This window comes from Deinococcus humi, from assembly GCF_014201875.1.
GTDB lineage: Bacteria > Deinococcota > Deinococci > Deinococcales > Deinococcaceae > Deinococcus > Deinococcus humi.
In genome coordinates this window covers 312,763-332,986 of sequence record NZ_JACHFL010000002.1, presented here as the reverse complement: position 1 = coordinate 332,986, position 20,224 = coordinate 312,763, and the positions used below count along the sequence as shown (strand labels likewise).

18 protein-coding genes are annotated in these 20,224 nt (G+C 65.3%); 10 read left to right on the top strand and 8 right to left on the bottom strand.

The annotated features are described in order from the left end of the window. Nucleotides 1–65: 65 nt before the first annotated feature. From HNQ08_RS05175 to HNQ08_RS05165, 3 genes are all read left to right on the top strand, one after another. Entirely contained in the window at nt 66–1,751 is a 1,686-nt protein-coding gene (locus HNQ08_RS05175; RefSeq protein WP_184128045.1) for a bifunctional metallophosphatase/5'-nucleotidase, read from the top strand. Nucleotides 1,752–1,939: 188 nt separating this feature from the next. After that, nucleotides 1,940–3,496 carry a 4-alpha-glucanotransferase gene (malQ, locus tag HNQ08_RS05170; RefSeq protein ID WP_184128043.1) on the top strand — a complete coding sequence of 519 codons (1,557 nt, stop codon included), beginning with the start codon at nt 1,940–1,942 and terminating at the stop codon, nt 3,494–3,496. 114 nt (nt 3,497–3,610) lie between these two features. Continuing rightward, entirely contained in the window at nt 3,611–4,090 is a 480-nt protein-coding gene (locus HNQ08_RS05165) for an FKBP-type peptidyl-prolyl cis-trans isomerase (protein ID WP_184128041.1), read from the top strand. Between the two features lie 173 nt (nt 4,091–4,263). Here HNQ08_RS05165 and aspS read toward each other — a convergent pair whose 3' ends face one another. Together aspS and HNQ08_RS05155 are read right to left on the bottom strand one after the other, a co-directional pair. Continuing rightward, nucleotides 4,264–5,613 carry an aspartate--tRNA(Asn) ligase gene (aspS, locus tag HNQ08_RS05160; RefSeq protein WP_184128039.1) on the bottom strand — a complete coding sequence of 450 codons (1,350 nt, stop codon included), beginning with the start codon at nt 5,611–5,613 and terminating at the stop codon, nt 4,264–4,266. 237 nt (nt 5,614–5,850) lie between these two features. Continuing rightward, on the bottom strand, nt 5,851–6,426 hold the full coding sequence (locus HNQ08_RS05155; RefSeq protein ID WP_184128037.1) for an ankyrin repeat domain-containing protein: 576 nt from the start codon (nt 6,424–6,426) through the stop codon (nt 5,851–5,853). Between the two features lie 174 nt (nt 6,427–6,600). On the opposite strand from HNQ08_RS05155, the gene HNQ08_RS05150 reads away from it, so the two are divergent. Then, the gene (locus HNQ08_RS05150; RefSeq protein WP_184128035.1) at nt 6,601–9,144 is read left to right on the top strand and encodes a U32 family peptidase; all 2,544 of its coding nucleotides are present in this window, start codon (nt 6,601–6,603) and stop codon (nt 9,142–9,144) included. Between the two features lie 79 nt (nt 9,145–9,223). Further along, nucleotides 9,224–9,775, top strand: a complete 552-nt coding sequence (locus tag HNQ08_RS05145) for a DUF402 domain-containing protein (RefSeq protein ID WP_184128033.1) — start codon at nt 9,224–9,226, stop codon at nt 9,773–9,775. 187 nt (nt 9,776–9,962) lie between these two features. On the opposite strand, the gene HNQ08_RS05140 is transcribed toward HNQ08_RS05145, so the two are convergent. From HNQ08_RS05140 to HNQ08_RS05115, 6 genes are all read right to left on the bottom strand, one after another. Further along, nucleotides 9,963–10,643: a TetR/AcrR family transcriptional regulator gene (locus tag HNQ08_RS05140; RefSeq protein ID WP_184128031.1), complete on the bottom strand. Its 681-nt coding sequence runs from the start codon at nt 10,641–10,643 to the stop codon at nt 9,963–9,965. A gap of 228 nt (nt 10,644–10,871) precedes the next feature. Beyond that, complete coding sequence (locus HNQ08_RS05135; RefSeq protein WP_184128029.1) at nt 10,872–11,222, bottom strand: hypothetical protein; 351 nt, start codon at nt 11,220–11,222, stop codon at nt 10,872–10,874. Between the two features lie 363 nt (nt 11,223–11,585). After that, nucleotides 11,586–12,071: a MaoC family dehydratase gene (locus HNQ08_RS05130; RefSeq protein WP_184128027.1), complete on the bottom strand. Its 486-nt coding sequence runs from the start codon at nt 12,069–12,071 to the stop codon at nt 11,586–11,588. Further along, complete coding sequence (locus HNQ08_RS05125) at nt 12,064–12,933, bottom strand: HpcH/HpaI aldolase/citrate lyase family protein (RefSeq protein ID WP_184128025.1); 870 nt, start codon at nt 12,931–12,933, stop codon at nt 12,064–12,066. Before HNQ08_RS05125 ends, HNQ08_RS05130 begins: the two co-directional genes overlap by 8 nt. Before the next feature lie 100 nt (nt 12,934–13,033). Beyond that, nucleotides 13,034–14,608 (bottom strand): hypothetical protein, encoded by a 1,575-nt coding sequence (locus HNQ08_RS05120; RefSeq protein ID WP_184128023.1) that lies wholly within the window; start codon nt 14,606–14,608, stop codon nt 13,034–13,036. Then, on the bottom strand, nt 14,605–15,390 hold the full coding sequence (locus tag HNQ08_RS05115) for an ABC transporter ATP-binding protein (protein WP_184128021.1): 786 nt from the start codon (nt 15,388–15,390) through the stop codon (nt 14,605–14,607). Before HNQ08_RS05115 ends, HNQ08_RS05120 begins: the two co-directional genes overlap by 4 nt. 78 nt (nt 15,391–15,468) lie before the next feature. Between HNQ08_RS05115 and HNQ08_RS05110 the strand changes: the two genes are divergently transcribed. From HNQ08_RS05110 to infB, 5 genes are all read left to right on the top strand, one after another. Continuing rightward, a complete protein-coding gene (locus tag HNQ08_RS05110; protein ID WP_184128019.1) occupies nt 15,469–16,086 on the top strand; it encodes a septum site-determining protein MinC in 618 nt (205 codons plus the stop codon). A 196-nt stretch (nt 16,087–16,282) separates the two neighbouring features. Beyond that, the gene (rimP, locus tag HNQ08_RS05105; RefSeq protein WP_184128017.1) at nt 16,283–16,798 is read left to right on the top strand and encodes a ribosome maturation factor RimP; all 516 of its coding nucleotides are present in this window, start codon (nt 16,283–16,285) and stop codon (nt 16,796–16,798) included. A gap of 52 nt (nt 16,799–16,850) precedes the next feature. Continuing rightward, the gene (nusA, locus tag HNQ08_RS05100) at nt 16,851–18,038 is read left to right on the top strand and encodes a transcription termination factor NusA (RefSeq protein ID WP_184128015.1); all 1,188 of its coding nucleotides are present in this window, start codon (nt 16,851–16,853) and stop codon (nt 18,036–18,038) included. Nucleotides 18,039–18,041: 3 nt separating this feature from the next. Beyond that, a complete protein-coding gene (locus tag HNQ08_RS05095; protein ID WP_184128013.1) occupies nt 18,042–18,362 on the top strand; it encodes a YlxR family protein in 321 nt (106 codons plus the stop codon). Then, entirely contained in the window at nt 18,355–20,205 is a 1,851-nt protein-coding gene (gene infB, locus HNQ08_RS05090; protein WP_184128011.1) for a translation initiation factor IF-2, read from the top strand. The genes HNQ08_RS05095 and infB overlap by 8 nt, the downstream gene beginning before the upstream one ends. Nucleotides 20,206–20,224 lie beyond the last annotated feature (19 nt).

Below are 20,224 nucleotides of genomic sequence, written 5' to 3'. Positions count from 1 at the left end.
CAGGCGAAGTCCGCTCCCCGTACGCATGGCTCCTCCCTGACAAGAGGCGCTTATGATAGACATCCATGAAAAGCAATCTCTTCCTGATCGGCGCGGCCCTGACCCTGTCTTCATGCAGCATGATGTCCAAACCTGCGGACCCGGTTGCGGTCACCGTGGTCGGCCTCAACGACTTTCACGGCAACCTTGAAGCGACCAACTTCAGCGGCGTGATGATCCCCGATCCCAAGGACCCGACCAAGACCGTGCGCCTGCAGGCCGGCGGCATTGAGGCCATCGGTGGTTACCTGGCGCAGGAACGCGCCAAGAACCCCAACCTGGTGTTCGTGGGGGCAGGCGACCTGATCGGCGCCTCGCCGGTTACAAGCAGCCTGCTGCGCGACGAACCCAGCACCATCGCGATGAGCAAGCTGGGCATGAAGTTCAGCTCGCTGGGCAACCACGAGTTCGACCAGGGCCTGAAGGAACTGTTGCGCATGCAAAACGGAGGCTGTGACAGCAACGATACGGCCAAGGCCTGCAAGTTCCAGAACCCCTATCCCGCCGCCGACTTTCAGTGGCTGGGGGCCAACGTCGTGGACAAGACCTCCGGTGAGCCGGTCTTCAAGCCCTACGCCATCCAGGAAGTGGGCGGCGCCAAGATCGGCTTCATCGGCGCGGTGCTACAGGGCACGCCCAGCATCGTCAGCCCCGACGGCATCAAGACGCTGGACTTCCTGGACGAGGCCAGCTCAATCAACAAGTACGTTCCCGAACTCAAGCGGCAGAACGTGGACGCCATCATCGTCCTGATCCACCAGGGCGGCACGGCCAAGGACGGCTTCGCGCAGCCCGCCTGCGGCACCCTGGCCGGCCCGATCGTCGATATCGTGAACAAGCTCGACCCATCCATCAAGGCCGTGATCAGCGGGCACAGCCACCAGGGCTACAACTGCCTGGTGGGCGGGCGCGTGGTCATTCAGGGCGATTTCTACGGCCACCTGCTGCAGCGCCTGGACCTGACCGTGGACAAGGCCAACCACAAGCTGCTGGCCGTCCAGGCCGCCAATGTGGTGGTTGATACCCGCACGCTGCCCAAGGACCCGGCCATGACCGCCATCCTGACCCGTGCCAGGGAACTGACCGACGCCGTGAAGCAGACGCCGGTGGGCACGCTGGGCGCCGCCAGCATCAGCCGGACGGCCAATGCGGCGGGTGAGAGCGCGCTGGGCGACGTGATCGCCGACTCGCAGCTGGCCGCCACCCAGGACAAGGGAGCCGTCATCGCATTCATGAACCCCGGCGGCATCCGGGCCGACCTGAACGCCAGCGTAGCGGGCAACACCGCTACCTTCGGCGACGCTTACACCGTGCAGCCCTTCGGCAACACCCTGGTGGTCATGGACCTGACCGGCGCGCAGATCAAGACCCTGCTGGAGCAGCAGTTCGACAATCCCGAGGCGGGCAGCAGCCGGATTCTGCAGGTCAGCAAGGGCTTTACCTACAGCTACGACTCCACGGCCGCCAAGGGCAGCCGCGTGGACGCCGCCAGCATCAAGCTGAACGGTGAGGCCCTGGATCCCGCCAAGACCTACCGCGTCACCATGAACTCCTTCCTGGCTGGCGGCGGCGACTCGTTCCTCGCCTTCAAGGACGGCGTCAATGTGTTGCAGCTGCCCAACCTGGTGGACGTGGACAGCTTCGTGGCCTACCTGAAGGCCAACCCCAACCTGGCGGCTGGGGCGCAGGACCGCATTATCAAGACCAAGTAAGCCTGTCCTTCGCTGCCACGCGTTCCATTCCCCGGAGGGAATGGAACGCGTTTCCTGCTGGGTCCTTGACGTTCCGTTCAGGGCTGCGCTCTCAGAGTCGGCCCGTGTACTATCCTCGGCAATACCGGAGTGCCCACCCTGGAATCACTTCCAGACCCTTCATTTCTCTCCTCCCAGGAGGCCCCCCTATGACCCAGCCCCCCCCTACACTGGCCCGTTCCAGCGGCGTTCTGCTGCACCCCACCAGCCTGCCCGGCCCTTACGGCATCGGCGAGCTGGGCACCTCTGCCCGCAACTTCATCGACTGGCTCGCGGACGCTGGGCAGAAATACTGGCAGGTCATGCCGCTGGGGCCGACCGGCTACGGCGACAGCCCATATCAGGCTTTCAGCGCGTTTGCGGGCAACCCCTACCTGATCGATCTGACGACCCTGCGCGACGAGGGCCTGCTGCACGAGACGGACTTCGCCGGCACCCCGGTCTTCTCCGAGATCAAGGTGGACTTCGGTCTCCAGTACATCTGGCGCAACCAGATGCTGGAGCGCGCCTACATCTCGTTCGTGGGCGGCAGCGCCGAACACTTGACGCCGGAATTCGAGGCATTCAAGACGGAAGAGGCGAGCTGGCTGGACGATTACGCCCTGTTCACCGCCCTGAAGGCCGCGCACGGCGGACTCCCCTGGAACGCCTGGCAACCGGCGGTGCGGGACCGTCAACCTGAGGCCCTGGAGACTGCCCGCAACGACCTGAACGTGTCCATCGAGCGCACCAAATTCATTCAATTTCTGTTCTTCCGCCAGTGGGAGGCCCTGCGCGCCTATGCCCGCGAGCGTGGTATCGAGGTGATCGGCGACATCCCCATCTTCGTGGCGATGGACAGCAGCGATGCCTGGGCCAACCGCGACCAGTTCTACTTTGACGATCAGGGTCAGCCGACAGTGGTGGCCGGGGTACCGCCGGACTACTTCTCGGAAACCGGGCAGTTGTGGGGCAATCCGCTGTACGACTGGAAGGCCATGCAGAAGGACGGCTTCTCGTGGTGGATCGAGCGGTTCAAGGGCAGCATGAAGCTCTTTGACCTGATCCGTATCGACCACTTCCGGGGTTTCGCGGCGTCCTGGGAAATTCCCTTTCCCGCCGAGACCGCCATGCATGGGCGTTGGGTCCCGGCCCTGGGCCACGAGATGTTCCAGGCCGTGCGCGACGCCTTGGGCGTGCTGCCGATCATCGCCGAGGATCTGGGCGTGATCACCCCAGACGTGGAAAAACTGCGCGACGACTTCAGCTTTCCGGGAATGGCGGTACTGCAGTTCGCCTTCGGCGGGGGTGACTTTGCCGTCAACGATTTCCTGCCCCACAATCTGCGCGAGAACCAGGTGGTCTACACCGGGACCCACGACAACGACACCACGCGCGGCTGGTGGGTCCACGCCGAGGAGCAGGAGAAGCATAATTTCCGGGTCTACACGTCCTCTGATCCCAGCGAAACCACCTTCGTGCCGCAGCTGATGCGCCTGGCCTTCGAGAGCCGCGCCGCGCTGGCCGTGGTGCCGCTGCAGGACATCTTCAATCTGGGCAGCGAGGACCGCATGAACCTGCCCGGCACCACCGGGGACCAGAACTGGACCTGGCGCTACCGCGAGGGCAATCTGCGCCCCGATCTGGCGGCAGGTCTGCGGACGCTGACCGAGGAAACCGGACGACTGGTCAGCCGCGAGGCGGACCGCAGGGTACAGAACAGCTAAACTGCGCAGCCACCGCACGGGGCCCAGCTCTCACCCCAAAGCGTTACACTTCTCAGGCGAGAAAACTCGTCCCGAAATGCTGGCATCTGCCGCCGGGCGAGCCATGGAGGCCCTATGAACATTACCCAGGACAAGGTCGTTGACCTCGATTACAAGCTGACCGTGAACGGCGAGGTCGTGGACCAGAGTGAACCCGGCGAGCCGCTGACGTATCTGCACGGCCACAGCAACATCATCCCGGGGCTGGAAAAGGCGCTGGAAGGCAAGTCGGCCGGCGAATCCATGCAGGTCACTGTGCAGCCCGAAGACGGTTACGGCGAGCGCGATGAGGACAACACCGAAGAACTGGCCCGCGAGGACTTCGAAGACGACATTGAGATCGGCGAAACGTACTACGCCCAGGCCGAGGACGGCAGCGTTATTCCGTTCACCGTGATGGAAGTCAACGGCGACACCGTGAAGGTGGACTTCAACCCCCCTCTGGCAGGCATGGTTCTGAACTTCGACGTGAACGTGGTCGGCGTCCGCGACGCCACTGCCGAGGAACTGGAGCACGGCCACGCCCACACCCCGGACATGCACGAGCACGAGTAAAGACTGAGCCTACAGAGAAGCGGAGCAGAGACTGGCCATTGTGCGGCCCAGCTCTGCTCCACTTTTTTTGTCGGGCGGTCTGGGGAGGACTAGCCTCAGTTCAGGGGGTGCCACAACGGAGAGAACGAGAAGCCCAAAAGAGCTGTGCTTCTCGTTCTCTCACCCTGAAGAGCTCAGGGGGTCAGCCGGTTCCGGTCGCGCGGGAAGGCGCGGGCATAACGCACATTGGCAATGCCCAGGAGCTTGGCCGTCAACCTCTCGGCCCCAATGGCAAAACCGCCGTGGGGAGGCATGCCGAACTTGAAGACCTCGGAGTAGCCGGTCATGGCGTCGGGGTCCATCTTGTAGGCGCGGATCGAGTCCATCAGCATGGCGTAGTCGTGGATGCGCTGCCCACCGGAGGTGATCTCGATGCCCCGGAACAGCAGATCGTAACCGCGCGTGAGATCGGGATTCAGGCTGCCGTCGGCATTGTGGTCGGCGTGGGTGTAGAAGGGCCGGGCGGCGCGCGGATACTTGGTCACGAACACGAAATCGCTGCCCTGGGTTTCGGCGAAATGCTGACTCAACAGGCGTTCGGCCTCCGGATCCAAATCCTTACCGCCCACCTGATGGCCGTACTTCTCGGTGACGAGCGCGCGGGCCTCCATCAGCGGGATCCTCGGGATGCGCGCCGGGACATCGGGAATCGTCGCGCCCAGCAGCGTGAATTCGGCGGCGCAGGTCTCGCGCAGCCGTTCCATGATGGACGCCAGCAGATTGTTCTGGAGCGTCATCACGTCATCCTCGTCCTCGATGAAGCCCATTTCCACGTCCAGCGACAGAAACTCGTTCAGGTGACGGCTGGTGGCGTGTTCCTCGGCGCGGTAGACGGCAGCTACCTCGTACACGCGCTCGAAGACGCCCACCATGATCTGCTTGTACAGCTGTGGACTCTGGGCCAGGTATGCTTGCTCGCCGAAATAGTCGAGCTTGAACAGGTTTGCGCCGCCCTCCGCCCCCGCGGAGACGATCTTGGGCGTGCTGATCTCGGTGAAGCCCTGGGAGCGCAGGTAGGTGTGGAAGCTGTAGACGATCTCGCCGTTCACCCGCAGCGCGGCCCGTTCACGGAGTCCGCGCAGCGAGACGTAACGGTAATCCAGCATGGTCTCGGGGTTGACGTTCCATTCCATCTTGGGAATTTCCAGGGGCGGCGCTTCCACAGCTGCGCTGACCACACGGAACTCCTCAATCTGCACCTCGTACCCGCCGGGCGCTTTGGGGTGCGCCTTAACCTTGCCCAACACCTCCACGCTGCTCTCGGGCAGGGGGAGGGTCAGGCCGCTGCCCACGCACTGGGTGATGCCGGAGACGTCGCGCAGGACCACGAACTGCACGCCGCCCAGATCGCGCCGGGCGTGGACGAAGCCTTGAAGACGCACGGTCTGGCCATCGTGCTGGGCAAGGTCACGGGTCAGGGTGCGGGGGAGTTTCTGCGTGGTCTGACTCTGGGCCGATTGCGGGGGCTGGGTTTCGGTGGTCATGGGGTCTCCTGTGGGGGCGGGCGCGACGTGGAATCAAAAGAATGTCGATCTAGAACAGTGTTGGCTAAAAAAAGCCCCCGACTCCGGCGAGGAAGTCGGGGGCGCAACGGCTCAGGCGTCCCCTAGCGGGGATCGTTGTCGCTGTTGTTGTCATTAGCCGCGAACATGCGGGCAAGTCTAGCGGGCGCGCGGGCCAGATTTCAACGTGGAAACTAGTCAACGTGGTGGCCCGGCGGTCTACTCCGCGCCCTCCTCTGCTCTGCCGGAAGGCCGCGACGCCAAAGCGTCCAGGCGCGACGCCGCGTCGGATGCACCCATCACGCGGGCGGCATCTGCGGCGGAGGCTCCGCTGGCGTCGCGCAGGCTGGGATCGGCCCCCAGGTCCAGCAGCCAGTCCAGCATCTCGATGCGGTTAAACATCGCCGCCATCGTCAGTGCCGTCCTGCCTCCGGGCGCGGCCACGTCCAGCCCGGCGCCGCGCTCGACGAGCAATTCGGCAGTGGCCGTGTCGCCCCGGAAGGCCGCGCCCATCAGCGGCGTCTGCCCCTGATCGTTCAGGATGTCGGGATCGGCCCCGTGGTCCAGCAGCGTGCGAACGGCCTCCGTATGACTGTGGTAGGCCGCCAGCATCAGCAGCGTGTCGCCGCGCGTGTTTTGCAGATTGGGTGGCAGACCACGCTCCAGCCAGGTCTTTAGAAATTCGGCGTCTCCATTCCGGGCTGCCTCGAAGGCTGATTGCAAGATGTCCAGCACCTCAGCGTCGGTCGGTCCGGTGGTCTGCGGATTGGTCTGTGACTCTTTGTCGGTGGACATGGTGGCACTCCTTTGAAATGGGGAGAGGGGGCGAATTCAGTCAGGCCCATTTTGAGGGACGACGCAGCCCGGCGGGTTCCAACCAGCCCAGGTGTCTTGAGTAATGGGTGGGGCAGCCCGCTTTGTTCCCCCCGCCCATATGACCTGCCGCCCCATCCCTTACACTGCCCTGTTATGCTGCGCCCCCGTATCAAGCCCGAAGTGATGAGTCCAGTGGGAGGCTTTCCCCAGCTGAAAGCGGCGGTGGAGGCCGGAGCCGACGCGGTCTTCTTCGGCGTCAATCCGGTCAGGGGAGCCGGACGGGCGGACGGCGCGGGCTTTCACGCACGGGCCAAGGTAGGCTTCGACATGGAAGCGCTGCCGGAGATTATGCGCGGCCTGCACGCGCGCGGGGTGCAGGGCTTCGTGACTTTTAACGTGCTGGTCTTTGACCGTGAACTGCGCGACGCCGAGCGCCAGTTGATGGCCCTGGCCGAGGCCGGGGTGGACGCCCTGATCGTGCAGGATCATGGGGTGGCCCGCCTCGCCCATCAGATCTGCCCGGACCTGCCCATCCACGGCAGCACGCAGATGAGCATTACCAGTGCCGAGGGCGCCGAACATGCCCGACGCTTCGGGGCCAGCCGCGTGGTGCTGGGCCGCGAGCTGAGCCTGCGCGACATCGAGCGCATTGCCGCGCAGACCGACATAGAGCTGGAAACTTTCGTCCACGGGGCGCTGTGCGTCAGCTACTCCGGGCAGTGTTTCTCCTCTGAGGCCTGGGGGGGCCGTAGCGCCAACCGGGGGCAGTGTGCCCAGGCGTGCCGTCTGCCCTATGACCTGCTGGTAGACGGTGAATACCGTGACCTGGGCGACGCCCGTTACCTGCTGTCGCCGGGTGACCTCTACGCGCTGCATCAGGTGCCGGAACTGGTGCGGATCGGCGTGAATTGCCTGAAGATCGAGGGCCGCTACAAGGACGCCGAATTCGTGGCCCTGACCACCGCCGCCTACCGTCAGGCCGTGGATGAGGCGTGGGCGGGGCAGCCCCTGAGCATCACGCCGCAGCAGGAGCAGGATCTGGAGCAGGTCTACTCGCGCGGACTGGCCCCCCATTTTATGGCCGGAACCAACCACCAGACCGTGGTGCGCGGGCGGGCGCCCAGACACCGGGGCGTACGCGTCGGCACCGTGCGCGGCGTCACTGAACGCGGCGTGCTGGCCGAGCTTTCGGAGCCGCTCAAGCCCGGCGACGGCCTGGTTTTCGATCCCGCCAACTGGCGTGCCCCCGAGGGCCGCGAGGAAGGTGGGTTCCTGTACGGCCTGTGGCACAACGGCCAGCAGGTGGGCGACGTCCGGGCCGGAGGCGTCTACGAACTGCGCTTTGGGCGCGGCGCGGTGGACGGGTCCCGTGTGCGCGTGGGTGATCCGGTATGGCGCACGCACGATCCGGGCCTCAACGCCCGCGTCAAACCACTGATTGAGGCCAGCGATCCGGTCTACACCCGGCCAGTCAGCGCCCGGTTCGTGGGCCACGTCGGGCAGCCCCCCCAGTTGACCCTGACCGACGAGGCGGGCCGCAGCTTCACCGCCCGCCTGCCCGAACCGCTGTCGCCCGCCCGCAACCGCGCGCTGGACGAGGCAAATCTGCGCGAGCAACTGGGCAAGCTGGGCGGCACCGGCTATCACCTCTCAGACCTGAAGGTGGATTTGCGTGGCGAGGGCTTCCTGCCAGTCAGCGCCCTGAACGGCCTGCGGCGGGAGGGGGTCGACGGACTGACGGCGCTCCGGGCGCAGACTCCATCACGGCGAATCGAGCGTGTGCTGGATGTCGTTGCTGCGGACTCTCCCACTGTACAGGGTGAACCGCGCCTTCACGTTCTGGTGCGAACCCCCGAACAGCTCGACGCTGCCCTGGCCGAAGCGCCGGATTCCATCACCCTCGATTATCTGGAGCTGTACGGCCTAAAACCCAGCGTGGAGCGCGTGAAGGCGACTGGAATTGACGTGAGGGTGGCGAGTCCGCGCATCCTCAAGCCCACCGAGCAGAACTTGCAGAAATTCCTGCTGTCGCTGGAAGCAGGGATTCTGGTCCGGAGCGGTGGCCTGCTGGAGGGCTTGCAGAACGCAGGTCAAACTGAGCTGACCGGGGACTTCTCCCTGAATGCTGCCAATGTGCTGACGGCCCGCGCCCTGCTGAACCTGGGCCTGGACCGCCTGACCCCCACGCACGACCTGAACGCGCAGCAGATCACCGAACTGGCCGGCCTGGTGGGGCCGGAGCGGCTAGAGGTCATCGCCTACGGTCACCTGCCGGTCTTCCACACTGAGCACTGCGTGTTCTGCCGTTTCCTGAGCGACGGCACGGACTACACCAACTGCGGTCACCCCTGCGAGTCCCACCGTGTGGCCCTGCGTGACGAGCGTGGGCGCACCCACCCGGTGATGGCGGATGTGGGCTGTCGCAACACCGTGTTTGAGGGCCGCCCGCAAATTGCCGCGCCTCACCTGAAGGACTGGCTGGCAGCGGGCCTGCGGAATCTGCGCCTGGAATTCGTCCACGAATCCCCTGAGACGGTGCGCGAGGTGATCCGCGCCCACCGCGCCTTCCTGAACGCCGCGATCGGTACCCCCGAACTGGAAGTCATTCTCTCCGGCCTCAGTGACGGCGGCACCACCGAGGGCAGCCTGTTCGTACCGCACGACTTCGGGATGCTGGACGCGCTGCCAGTGGTGTAATTTGCAGGCCGTTTCAGGACGCCGAACAGGATGTTAGATTTCTCCCGGCCAGCCGACACGGTTTCGGGTACGCTGTCCCATGCTTGCTGACGCGCATCCTGTGAAGGTGGAACGGCACGACACGGCACACCACTGTCATCACACCAATACCGGGCAGCGTGCGGTGAAAACGTACCAAGAGACAGATGCGGGCCTGTATGTGGCCCGCGATTTCGTTGGCCACCCACGCATTCGCCACTGGCAGGCGCATCTGCTGCCCGCCCTGAATCTGGTGGTCTGTCACTACGCCTTCCACGGCCACCGCGAACATGACTTCTACATTGACGTGGCCCAGATCAGCCGGGAGGGCGCAGTCTGGACGGTTCGTGACCTGTACCTGGACATCGTGCTGCACGACGGGCTGGGCGCGGAAATTGCCGATACCGACGAACTGCTGGCGGCCTGGGAGGCGGGTTTCCTGACCTCGGAGGACCTTCAACTGGCCATCGAGGTGGCCCACCACACCATGTCAGGGCTGGCGCGCGCCCGCTACTCCCTCAACCACTGGCTGAGCGAGCAGGCATTGCCGCTGGAATGGCAGAGCGATGCTCAGATGGAGATGGACGACTCTGCCCGCATGAGCGTGGCCTAGGTCTGAATCTTTTCAGGCCCCCGCTAGTTGATGAACCCGACCTAATAGAGCCGTAGGCAAGAAAAAATGCCCGGCCTGAGTGGCGGACTCAAATGAAATGGCAACAAACTGACTCTAAGAGCGCCCTGCATCGAGCATGCCCGATCAAAACGTAATCGGACATGCTCAATGCAGGGCGCCGTGGGAATCAGACTGGGCCGGGCAGGGAGGTCAGACGCTCGAACACCGCTCTCACAGCCAGCTTGAATTCTTCATCAGCGCCATGCTCCATGAGATCTGGCGTGTTCAGGCCGTCTGGGACAGACACGGTGCTCTCGCGCCCGATTCCCCAGAGGTTCGGCTGCTCTGCCAGATGCTCCCAGCCAACGGACAGCGCGTACAGGTGGGTCAGGGCACGCTGCGCCTGCCGCCGTTCCAGAGGCATCAGCGCGAGCAGGCTGTCCAGACGGGCGTTGATGGTCTGACGGAATTCCTGGAGCAGTTCCGGGCGGACCCGGCGCTGCAGCACCGTGCCCAGCAACACCAGCAATCGGCGCAGCGATCTGGCATCCTGCCCAGCCTCCAGCAGCACGTCGGCCAGCTGGGATGGCGTGCCGGGGCGGCGCTCGTTGAGCAGCGTGGCCGCCCGGTCAATCCAGGTTTCCAGATGTCCTTCCATCAGCGCCAGGAACAGTTCTTCTTTGGTGTCAAAGTATAGGTAGAGCGTACCTTTCGCCAGGTGTGCCGAACTGGCCACCTGGTTCATGCTGAGGTCCGCGTAGGGAGTGGTGGCCCACAGGTCTTCGGCAGCGCGGAGAATATCAGCCCGCCGCTGCCTCTTTTCCGTCAGGCTGCGCGCACGCATGGGGCGAGATGAATGAGTGGTCATGGGGGCCGACCATAGGTCAATGGCCGCCCAAACGCTGTTAAGAGCTTCACGGGCCGCCGCGATGCTGGGGATTCGCTCAATGAAACTGAGAAATAACCCAATGTCTGGGCGCCTGTTGTCGCAGCACTAACTTTCCAGACGGAACTCGACAAGGTATCAGGTCCGTCTGCACTCTGACGAGAGCTGGCGCTGTCCCTCACGGCAACCATTCGTGCCCTTCCGACAGGCTTAGAAGGTCTCTTGCAGTAGAGCCTCGTCCGCCTCAACCAGTCGGGGATGGCGGGGCAGGCTTTCGGTCTCGATCAGCAGCCGCGTCAATGCGGCGAGATCCAGGCCAGTCAGCACCTCAGAGGCCACCGGCGTTTCGAAGGTTGGCTGGGGTGCCTGGAAGGTGCAGTCCAGGACGCAAAAGCCGTCGCGGTGGCTCAGCGCGGCTCCGTAACCGTTGCTGAACTGGAACACCAATAATTCGCCGTCTGGCAGAAGATGTCGCTCGGGCTGGGCCAGCACGCCGACAAAAGAATCGTGTCGGGTCGGGGCCGGCGGTGGGGTATAGGCGGGTGAATGAAGCAGCGTCATGCAGTCACACTCCAGAAACAGAAGTTTGGCCTGTTGGCGCGCTGGCTGTCTGGGGAAACACCATGAGCATCCAGCGCAAGTCCACCCTAGAGGCCAGCCCCTTACCAATTGCTTACGCCCGGTGACCTCAGCATGGCGAGCGAAACGTGAAGGGCAGACCGCGGCAGGAGCGTTCATATGACGGTTGGTCCATCAGGAATCAAGCACCCACTGCGCTTCTGCAGCGCTGGGTGCACCCCGGCTCAGCCTTTCCCGAAGCCAGCGAAGGCACAGGCATGACACAAGCCAGCACGACCTGTGACCCTCGCGGAACGGTTACAGGGGACGGCACTCTTTTCGCAACTGGTGTGAGGCCGTCTCCTCTTAGCCTTCACCCACCGCAGACCGCTTCTGCATCAGCATGGTGCGCTTGCACTGGGCCACGATCTCGCCCCGCTGGTTGATTGCACGGTGCTGCACGGTCACCAAGCCCTGGTTCGGGCGGGATTTGCTGTCACGGGCTTCCAGCACCTCGGATTCGGCGCGAATAGTGTCACCGTGGAAGACCGGACGGGGGAAAACGACATCGGTCATGCCCAGATTGGCCACCAGCGTTCCCAACGTCAGCTCGTGGACGCTCAGGCCCACCAGCAGGCTGAGGGTCAGCAGACTGTTGACCAGCGGCTGCCCGAACTCGGTCTGCGCGGCGTACTCATGGTCCAGGTGCAGCGGTTGCGGGTTCATGGTCAGGGTGGTGAACAGCACGTTGTCGGCCTCGGTCAGCGTGCGGGTGACGCGGTGCCGGATCACCGTTCCAGGGGTCAATTCCTCGAAATAGCGGCCCTGCGGGCGGTTCAGGTCTTCATTCATGGTCAGCCTCCGGGAGCTGGGCCAGCACAGCGCGGGCGGCGCTCAACATGGGTTCGTCCACCATCTGGCCCTCGAAACTGAAGGCCCCGTGGCCCCGTTCGGCAGCGGTCCGCGCGGCCTCCAGCAGGGCGCGGGCGCGGGCAGCCTCGGCGGGGGTGGCCCCGAAGACATCGTGCGCCAGCGTTACCTGCGCGGGGTGAATGCACAGTTTACCCGCGTACCCCAGCGCGCGTCCCTGTTCGGCATCCGCACGGAAGGCAGGCTCGTCGTTCAGGGCCGTCACCACGATGTCCAGCGCCGCAACCCCTGCCAGCCGCGCCGCCAGCGCCACCCGTGAGCGGGCGTACAGGACTTCCAGATTTCCAGGTGTACGGCGTCCGCCCAGATCCGTCGTGTAGTCCTCCGCGCCGAAGTAGGCCATTGTCACGGCCTCTTCCTTGAGGATGTCCAGCGCGTTCCAGACGCCTGCCCCGGTTTCCAGCCCAGCCAGAATGGGGAGATTCAACCCATGCGAGCTCAGCGCGTCCACCACCAGCCGGACGTCTGCCGCAGCTTCCAGTTTGGGCACCACCACGCCTGCCAGTTCGGGGGTCAGCACGGTCAGATCATCGGCAAAATACGGCGAGTGCGGGGCATTGATGCGCAGGAATACGGCCAGATGTGGCGCAGCGGCGATCAGCTCGCGGGCAGCGTCGCGGGCCGTGGGGCGGGCAGCGGCCTTGGCCCCGGCGTCGCCCGGAATGGCGTCTTCCAGATCGATGACCACGGCATCCGGTGAACGACGCGGCAGCTTGGCGATCAAATCGGCACGGTTGCCAGGGGCGAATAGCATGGAACGGGGACGCAGGGCAGGTGCAGACATCAGCGCCCCCGCCAGGCAAGGGTCAATTGGGCAAGCATGGGGTCAGCATAGCCGCCGCGCAGGGGTGGACGGGCGGCTGCCCCCCTGACTGAGCAGGTCTTCACCGCACGTCGCTGCGCCGCAGGCTGTAGGCCACCCCAAGCGCGATCAGGGCGACAGCCAGCGTTGCCAGTCCCCACAGCGCACCGCTGCTGGCCGCGTAGGCGGTCGCGGACAGGCCACCCTGAAAGACCAGCGTCAGCACCGTGTTGACGAGGGGGGCACGCTGACTGCGCTTGAAGGCATCGGAGCGGCGCACTGGCAGGGGCTGCCACAGCACCATCAGGGCGGTGCCGCCGGTGCCCAGCAGCAGCAACGGAATCAGGGACAGCCAGTGGGATGTTCCCAACGCCCCCCGCAGGGCCAGCACCGTCAGCGCCACCAGACCGATCAGCACGGTGGGGATCACGGCGGCCAGCCACTTGTCACGCCTCAAGGCCGCTGGGCTTCTGGGGGCGCTGACCAGCAGATCGGGGGCGTCCTCGGCGTTCAGGGTCAGGTGGGCCAGTGCTGCCGTCAGACTGGCGGTCAGGAGAACGACGCCTGTGCCGCCCGCCGCCCGCAGGCCGCCGCCACGCGTGACCGAGAACAGGAGGGGCAGTAGATAGACCACCTGCAGTAGCGTCCGCGACAGCAGTTCCGGATCCCGCCAGATCAGCCGCCATTCCTTGAGCAACGTAGCGCGCGAACCGGAGGCGAAGCGCAGACGGCCCACCCCGAGACGCGAGTGTCGAACGCGTCCTTCCACAGCGGCAATCTCCTGAGCGCCGTTCACGAACTGCCGGGTCAACGCGGGAACCGTGACGGCAAACACCGCCAGCGAAAGCAGCAGCAGCACCAGCGCGGGCAGCGGTTCGAGCCAGACAGCGCGGGCGGGCAGCCACAGCCACTCCTCCCGCCCGGGCCAGCCGCCCTGTCCCGGCGCGAAGGAAGCCAGGGCATCGAAAACGGCGTTGGAGGGCCGCCCCCGTTCCCCACTGAGGTTGGCCCACTGGCTGGCCAGGAAGATCCCCGCCCCGAACAACGCCCCCAGCACCGCCGACACCGTGCGGGTGCGGCGCACCCCCAGCACGCGCACCAGACCCAGGGTGAGCCACAACCCCGCACTGGACGCCACCAGCGAGGCGCACAGCCACCACAGCAGCAGACCCAATCCACCCCGCCACACGCCCAGCACCAGCAGCGCCAGGGTCAGCGGCACCACCAGCAGACCAGCGGGCAGCGCCGCCGACAGCGCCACCCCCAGCGCCCGCGAGGCCAGCACCACGCGCGGCGGCAGCGGCGAGTGCAGCAGCAGGTCCAGATCACCGCGCGTGAACAGCGTGACCAGGGCCGCCCGCACCGCTGCCGAGAGCATCAGCGTCAGCAGGAAGGCCTGGGCCAGCAGCACCGGCCCCAGTGCCACGTCCGGCAGCGGCGCATTCAGGGGCAATCCCGCCAGGACAGAGCGCAGAGCAAAATAGCCACCGACCACCGCCAGAACCAGCACTGCCAGCGCGATGTACAGCCCGGTGCGCTGCCCTCCGGTCAAGGTCTGCCACTGCCAGCGCAGTTGCTTGCCCAGCAGCCACGGCAGGCTGCCCGGTTTCGGGCCTCTGGCGTGGGGAATGGGCGATCTGACGCCCTCGGTTCTCACAGGCCCGCCACCACCTCAGTCTGCGGCGCGTCCAGCCCGGTCAGCGACAGAAAGGCGTCTTCCAGCGTCCCGGTGCCGGTGCGTTCCAGCAGTTCCTCTGGCGTGCCCTCGGCGATCAGCTTCCCGGCCGCGATGATGCCGATGCGTTCAGCCATGCGCTCGGCCACTTCCAGAATGTGGGTGGTCAGAACCACCGCGCCGCCGTCATCCACGTACTGGCGCAGTGCGTCCTTGACCTGGCGCGAGGCCGCGGCGTCCAGTCCGGTCAGCGGCTCGTCCAGCAGCATCAGGCGGGGGCGGTGGATCAACGCACCGGCCAGCGCCAGCTTCTGCTTCATGCCGCGTGAGAAACCCTCCACACGCTCGCTGCGGTGGTCCCACAGGTTCAGCCATTTCAGCAGGCGTTCGGCCTCGGGCGCGGCCTGTGCAGCGTCCATGCCCCACAGTCCCGCCACGAATTCCAGGTATTCGGGTGCACTCAGTTTGCCGTACAGCAGCGGATCGTCGGGCAGATAGGCCAGCGCCTGCTTCGCGGCCTGGGCGTTGTGCTGAACGCTGTGGCCGTAGATCAGCGCCTCGCCGCCGTCGGGGCGGGTCAGGCCCGCGATCATGCGGATGCTGGTGGTCTTCCCCGCCCCGTTCGGCCCCAGCAGCGCGTACATCTCGCCGGGCCGCACCCGCAGGTTCAGGCCGGCAACGGCTGCCCGGCCCGCGAACGATTTGTGCAGGTCACGCAGTTCCAAAGCGGCGACCTGGGTTTCGGCGGTGGTGGGCGCGGACATGCCCCCTTATACGGGTGCGGGGAGTGAGAGGTTGCGCGCCCCGGAACCTCGGGCAAATGTGACGCTAGATTGAGGGTCATGAAGTTACGCGGCACGTTGGGCGGTCTGAATCTGCTCCTGGAACCGGGCGACACTGCCGAGAGCGTCTCGCGCGGACTGGTGATGCCCAACCTTTCGGGCAGCAGCGTAACCATCGAGATCAACGGTGACGCCGATCCGGGCGCACTGGAACGGGTTCTGGAACTGATTCGCGAGGCCGGGGGGCTGCCGGGCCGCCTGCGGGCGCCGCGTGTCACGGTGGCCTCGCCTGCCCAGACCGCCGCGCCCGAAGCCCACCCCATCGACAGCGCCCGCACCGTGATCGTGCCGCACACCATCCGGGCGGGATCGCGCAACGAGTACCGGGGCAGCGTGATCGTGCTGGGCGACGTGAATCCCAGCGCCGAGGTCATCGCAGGCGGCGACGTGATCGTGATTGGCGCGCTGCGCGGCCTGGCACACGCTGGGCAGGGCGGCTACAGCGACGCCATCGTGTGGGCCAGACCCATCGCCAGCACCCAGATCCGCATCGGCGACGCCGTGGCCCGCGCCCCCGAGGGCAGCAGCCTGAGCAACATGCGCGTGCGCGACGGCCAGCCAGTGGCCGAACTGGCACGGTTGCAGGACGGGGTCATCGTGATTGACGCCCAGAAGTAGCGGCAGGTCTCAGGCAATGCAGGGAGAAGAAGCGTGCCCTCCAGGACGACTTTGTGACCCCACCCGTCGCCCAAATCGGTCCATCGGTTATACTGGGTCTTGAAATTCCTCGAACTGGGGGGTGGGTGCACCAAGCCCACCTTTTTTCGTGGAGGGGGTGGTCAGGTGGGCAACCCGGACGGGAGGCCCCGACAATATGAATAACAACGCAACCGACAACTCAGACGGCCAGACGGCCCACAAATCGAGCAAGCAGGCAGATGGGCAGGCGGCCCGCCTTCAGGCCATCGCGCAGGCCGGGGTTGAGCCGCTGGGCTTCGAGGTGCTGGAAGTCCAGCTCCAGAATGCAGGCGGAGAAACCATCGTGCTGGTGCGAATTGATCGCCTGGACGAGCAGCCAGTGACGATGGCGGACCTGACGGGCGCGAGCCGCGCCGCCGAAGCGGAGTTTGACCGGGTGGACCCGATTGCGGGCGAGTACCGCCTGGAATTCGAGTCGCCGGGGGCCAAACGTCCGCTGCTGCGCGCCCGGCACTTCGAGCGCATGGTGGGCCTCAAGACCCGCGTGCGTGGTGAGGGGCAGGCATTCACCGCCCCGATCAAGACCGTGAACGGCGAGGACGTGACCTTCGACGTGAACGGCGAAGACGTGACGCTGCGCGCCGGAACCTTCACAGCCAATCTGGCCGAGTTCCCGGACCGGCACCGATGACGCCTGAGCGTCTGCACAACGCAGCAGCTTCTACAACCAAAGGAAGAGTGAGATGACCCAACCCGAATTTAATTTCGCCGACGCACTGCGCGAAGTCGCGCAGGCCCGCAACATCAACGAACTGGCCCTGATCCAGGCTTTTGAGGAGTCGCTGGCCCAGGCCTACACCCGCAACGTGGAACCCGACAAGCGCATCGAGGTCCACCTTGACCCCGTCAGCGGCGAACTGGAAGTGCTGGTGGTGCGTGAGGTCGTGGAAGTAATCGAGGACGAGCACCTCCAGATCTCGCTGGCCGACGCGCTGGAGCTGGATCCTGGCGTGGAACTGGGAATGGAGATGGAGTTCCCGGTGGACCGCGAGAAGTTCTCCCGGATTGCCTTGCAGGCAGCCAAGCAGACGCTGACCCAGAAGATGCGCGAGACCGAGCGCAACGTGGTCTTCAACGAGTACAAGGACCGCGAGGGCCAGGTGCTGACCGCCCAGGTGGTCCGCAGCGACAACAAGGGCAACTGGTTCGTGGAACTGGGCGCCGGCGAGGCCATCCTGCCCCCCCGCGAGCAGATTCCCGGTGAGAAGCTGACTCCCGGCAACCGCGTCAAGATTTACCTGAAAGAAGTACGCAAGACCCCCAAGGGGCCGACGATCCTGGCGAGCCGGGCCGACGAACGGCTGCTGGACTACCTGCTGCGCCAGGAAATTCCCGAAGTCGCCAACGGCATCGTGGAGATCAAGGCGATCTCGCGTGAGGCCGGGCAGCGCTCCAAGGTGGCGGTGTTTTCCCACAACTCCAACGTGGACCCCATCGGCGCGTGCATCGGCCACCGGGGCAACCGCATTCAGGCCGTGACCGGCGAACTGGGCCGCGAGCGCGTGGACGTGATCCTGTGGGACGCCAACCTGCGCGATTTCATCCGCAACGCGCTGTCTCCGGCCAAGGTAGGCCTGATTGAGGTGCTGCCGGACCGTCAGGAAGCCACCGTCACCGTCACCCCCGATCAACTGTCCCTCGCCATCGGCAAGGGCGGGCAGAATGTGCGGCTGGCGGCCAAGCTGACCGGCTTCAAAATCGACCTGCGCGAAACGGCGGCCATCAGCGATCTGGACGCCGCCATGCAGCAAGCCCTTCAGGACGAGCAGGAGGGCCGCGAGGCCGACGTGGCACAGTCCGCCTTCGACGCACTGTTCAAGGACAGCAAGTCGGTGGCGACGGCCAGCCCGGAAGACGTCGGGGAGCAGTAAGCCTTGACCGCTGCCCCGCTCACCCCCAGCCGGCATGTGCCAGAGCGCACCTGCGTGGCCTGCCGCCGCAAACGCCCCCAGCAGGAATTGCTGCGGGTGACGCGGGAGGCCGGCAGATGGAGCGTGCGGGCTGGCAACCGAGTCGGACGGGGGGCGTATGTCTGCGCCGATACCCCTGAATGCTGGCAGGAAAAGCGGCTGCGGCGGGCCTTTCGTGCACAGGCTGCCGAGATCGCGGAGCAACTTCAGACCCATCACAAAGACCCAAATCAGAACCATTCCGCGCCTGGGGCGCGGGTCTCACCGGAGGTGAGTCATGTCTAAAGTTCGAATCTACACGCTGGCCAAAGAGCTGAATCTCGAAAATGCCAAGATGCTGGAAATCCTCGATGGGCTGGGCGTCTCTTACAAGAGCGTCAGCAGCACGATCGAGGAAGACACGGTTGAGTTGATCAAGCAGATCGTGGCCGAGGAAAGCACGGGTGCCGGGGAGGCCCAGGCTGCCGCGCCCGCCGAGGCTCAGGACGCGCCGAAACAGGAACCCGCGGCTCAGGCAACCCAGACCCAGCCCACGGCTGCCGCGCAATCCGCTGCGCCGGCCTCAAGCTCGGCGACTGCCACCCAGACCCGCGACGACGTTGTGACCGAAGCTCCCAAGACGGACATTCCGCACCGCGCGCCCGTCGTGACCATCATGGGTCACGTCGATCACGGCAAGACCTCGCTGCTGGACTACATCCGCAAGACGCGGGTGGCGGCCAAGGAAGCCGGGGGCATCACGCAGCACGTTGGCGCCTTTGAGGCGCAGACCTCCAAGGGCAAGATCGTGTTTATCGACACGCCCGGCCACGAGGCATTTACCACCATCCGGGCGCGCGGGGCCAACGTCGCCGACATCGCCATCATCGTGATCGCCGCCGACGACAGCCTGATGCCGCAGACCCGCGAGGCCATCGCACACGCGCAGGCCGCCAAGGTCCCGATGATCATCGCGATCAACAAGATGGACCTCCCGCAGGCCAACCCCGAGAAGGTCAAGACCGATCTCACGCAGCTCAACCTCGTGCCCGAAGAGTACGGCGGCGACCTGATCGTGGTGCCGGTCAGCGCCAGGACCGGTGAGGGCGTGGAAGACCTGCTGGAATACATCAGCCTGAATGCCGAGCTCGAGGACCTGCGCGCCGATCCCAAGGGAACGTTTGCGGGCGTGGTCATCGAGGGTAAGGTGGACAAGCAGGCTGGGGTTCTGGCCACCGTGATGGTTCAGGAAGGCACGCTGCACGTGGGCGATTTCCTGGTGGTGGGCGAGAGCTACGGCAAGATCAAGGCCATGACCGACAGCGCAGGCGGGCGCATCAAGGAGGCCGGCCCCAGCACCCCGGTACAGATCCTGGGCTTCAGCGAAGTGCCCACCAGCGGCGAGAAGGTCAGCAGCGCCAAGAACGAACACGCCGCGCGTGACCTGATTGCCGCCCGTGCCAGCAGCCGCCGCGACACTGAGAACGCCCAGGTCCAGCGCAAGTTGACCCTGGAGGAGATGATGGGGCCGCTGAGTACCGTGCGCACTGTCAACCTGATCCTGCGCGCCGACACCCAGGGCAGCGTGGAGGCCATTCAGGGCATCCTGGCGCGCAAGGAGTCCGAGGACCTCAAGATCAACGTGATGCTCTCGGGCATCGGCGCCCCCACCGAGGGCGACGTGCTGCTGGCAGGCACCGCCGAGGCCACCATCCTGTGCTTCAGCGTCACGGCCCCCGGCAGTGTGACCAAGATCGCCGAGAACAAAGGTGTAGACATCAAGTCCTTCCGCATCATCTACGAATTGATCGACGAGGTGGACCGTCTGATCAAGGGCAACGTGGAACCGGTGTTCGAGGAAAAGTACCTGGGTCGCGCCGAGGTCCGCATGGTGATCAAGCACCCGCGCTTCGGCAATATCGCCGGCTCGTACGTCACCGACGGCAGCCTGAAGCGCAATGCGAGGGCCAAGGTTACGCGCGGCAAGGAAACTGTCTACGAGGGCACGCTGGTGGGCCTCAAGCGCCTCAAGGACGATGTGCGTGAGGTCCAGACCGGTTACGAGTGCGGGATCAACCTGGACTGGGACGGCGCGGAGGTCGGCGACATCATCGAGGCCAGCGAGATGGTGGAAGTCGAACAGGCGTAAGCCTGAGCGCCAGCAATTA

Excerpts from the sequence above, each read along its gene's own strand:
- malQ (WP_184128043.1), top strand. The coding sequence starts at position 1,940 with ATGACCCAGCCCCCCCCTACACTGGCCCGTTCCAGCGGCGTTCTGCTG.
- nusA (WP_184128015.1), top strand. The coding sequence starts at position 16,851 with ATGACCCAACCCGAATTTAATTTCGCCGACGCACTGCGCGAAGTCGCG.
- HNQ08_RS05125 (WP_184128025.1), bottom strand. The coding sequence starts at position 12,933 with ATGTCTGCACCTGCCCTGCGTCCCCGTTCCATGCTATTCGCCCCTGGC.
- rimP (WP_184128017.1), top strand. The coding sequence starts at position 16,283 with ATGAATAACAACGCAACCGACAACTCAGACGGCCAGACGGCCCACAAA.
- HNQ08_RS05115 (WP_184128021.1), bottom strand. The coding sequence starts at position 15,390 with ATGTCCGCGCCCACCACCGCCGAAACCCAGGTCGCCGCTTTGGAACTG.
- HNQ08_RS05165 (WP_184128041.1), top strand. The coding sequence starts at position 3,611 with ATGAACATTACCCAGGACAAGGTCGTTGACCTCGATTACAAGCTGACC.
- aspS (WP_184128039.1), bottom strand. The coding sequence starts at position 5,613 with ATGACCACCGAAACCCAGCCCCCGCAATCGGCCCAGAGTCAGACCACG.
- HNQ08_RS05155 (WP_184128037.1), bottom strand. The coding sequence starts at position 6,426 with ATGTCCACCGACAAAGAGTCACAGACCAATCCGCAGACCACCGGACCG.
- HNQ08_RS05135 (WP_184128029.1), bottom strand. The coding sequence starts at position 11,222 with ATGACGCTGCTTCATTCACCCGCCTATACCCCACCGCCGGCCCCGACC.
- HNQ08_RS05145 (WP_184128033.1), top strand. The coding sequence starts at position 9,224 with ATGCTTGCTGACGCGCATCCTGTGAAGGTGGAACGGCACGACACGGCA.
- HNQ08_RS05140 (WP_184128031.1), bottom strand. The coding sequence starts at position 10,643 with ATGACCACTCATTCATCTCGCCCCATGCGTGCGCGCAGCCTGACGGAA.
- HNQ08_RS05130 (WP_184128027.1), bottom strand. The coding sequence starts at position 12,071 with ATGAATGAAGACCTGAACCGCCCGCAGGGCCGCTATTTCGAGGAATTG.
- HNQ08_RS05175 (WP_184128045.1), top strand. The coding sequence starts at position 66 with ATGAAAAGCAATCTCTTCCTGATCGGCGCGGCCCTGACCCTGTCTTCA.
- HNQ08_RS05110 (WP_184128019.1), top strand. The coding sequence starts at position 15,469 with ATGAAGTTACGCGGCACGTTGGGCGGTCTGAATCTGCTCCTGGAACCG.
- infB (WP_184128011.1), top strand. The coding sequence starts at position 18,355 with ATGTCTAAAGTTCGAATCTACACGCTGGCCAAAGAGCTGAATCTCGAA.
- HNQ08_RS05150 (WP_184128035.1), top strand. The coding sequence starts at position 6,601 with ATGCTGCGCCCCCGTATCAAGCCCGAAGTGATGAGTCCAGTGGGAGGC.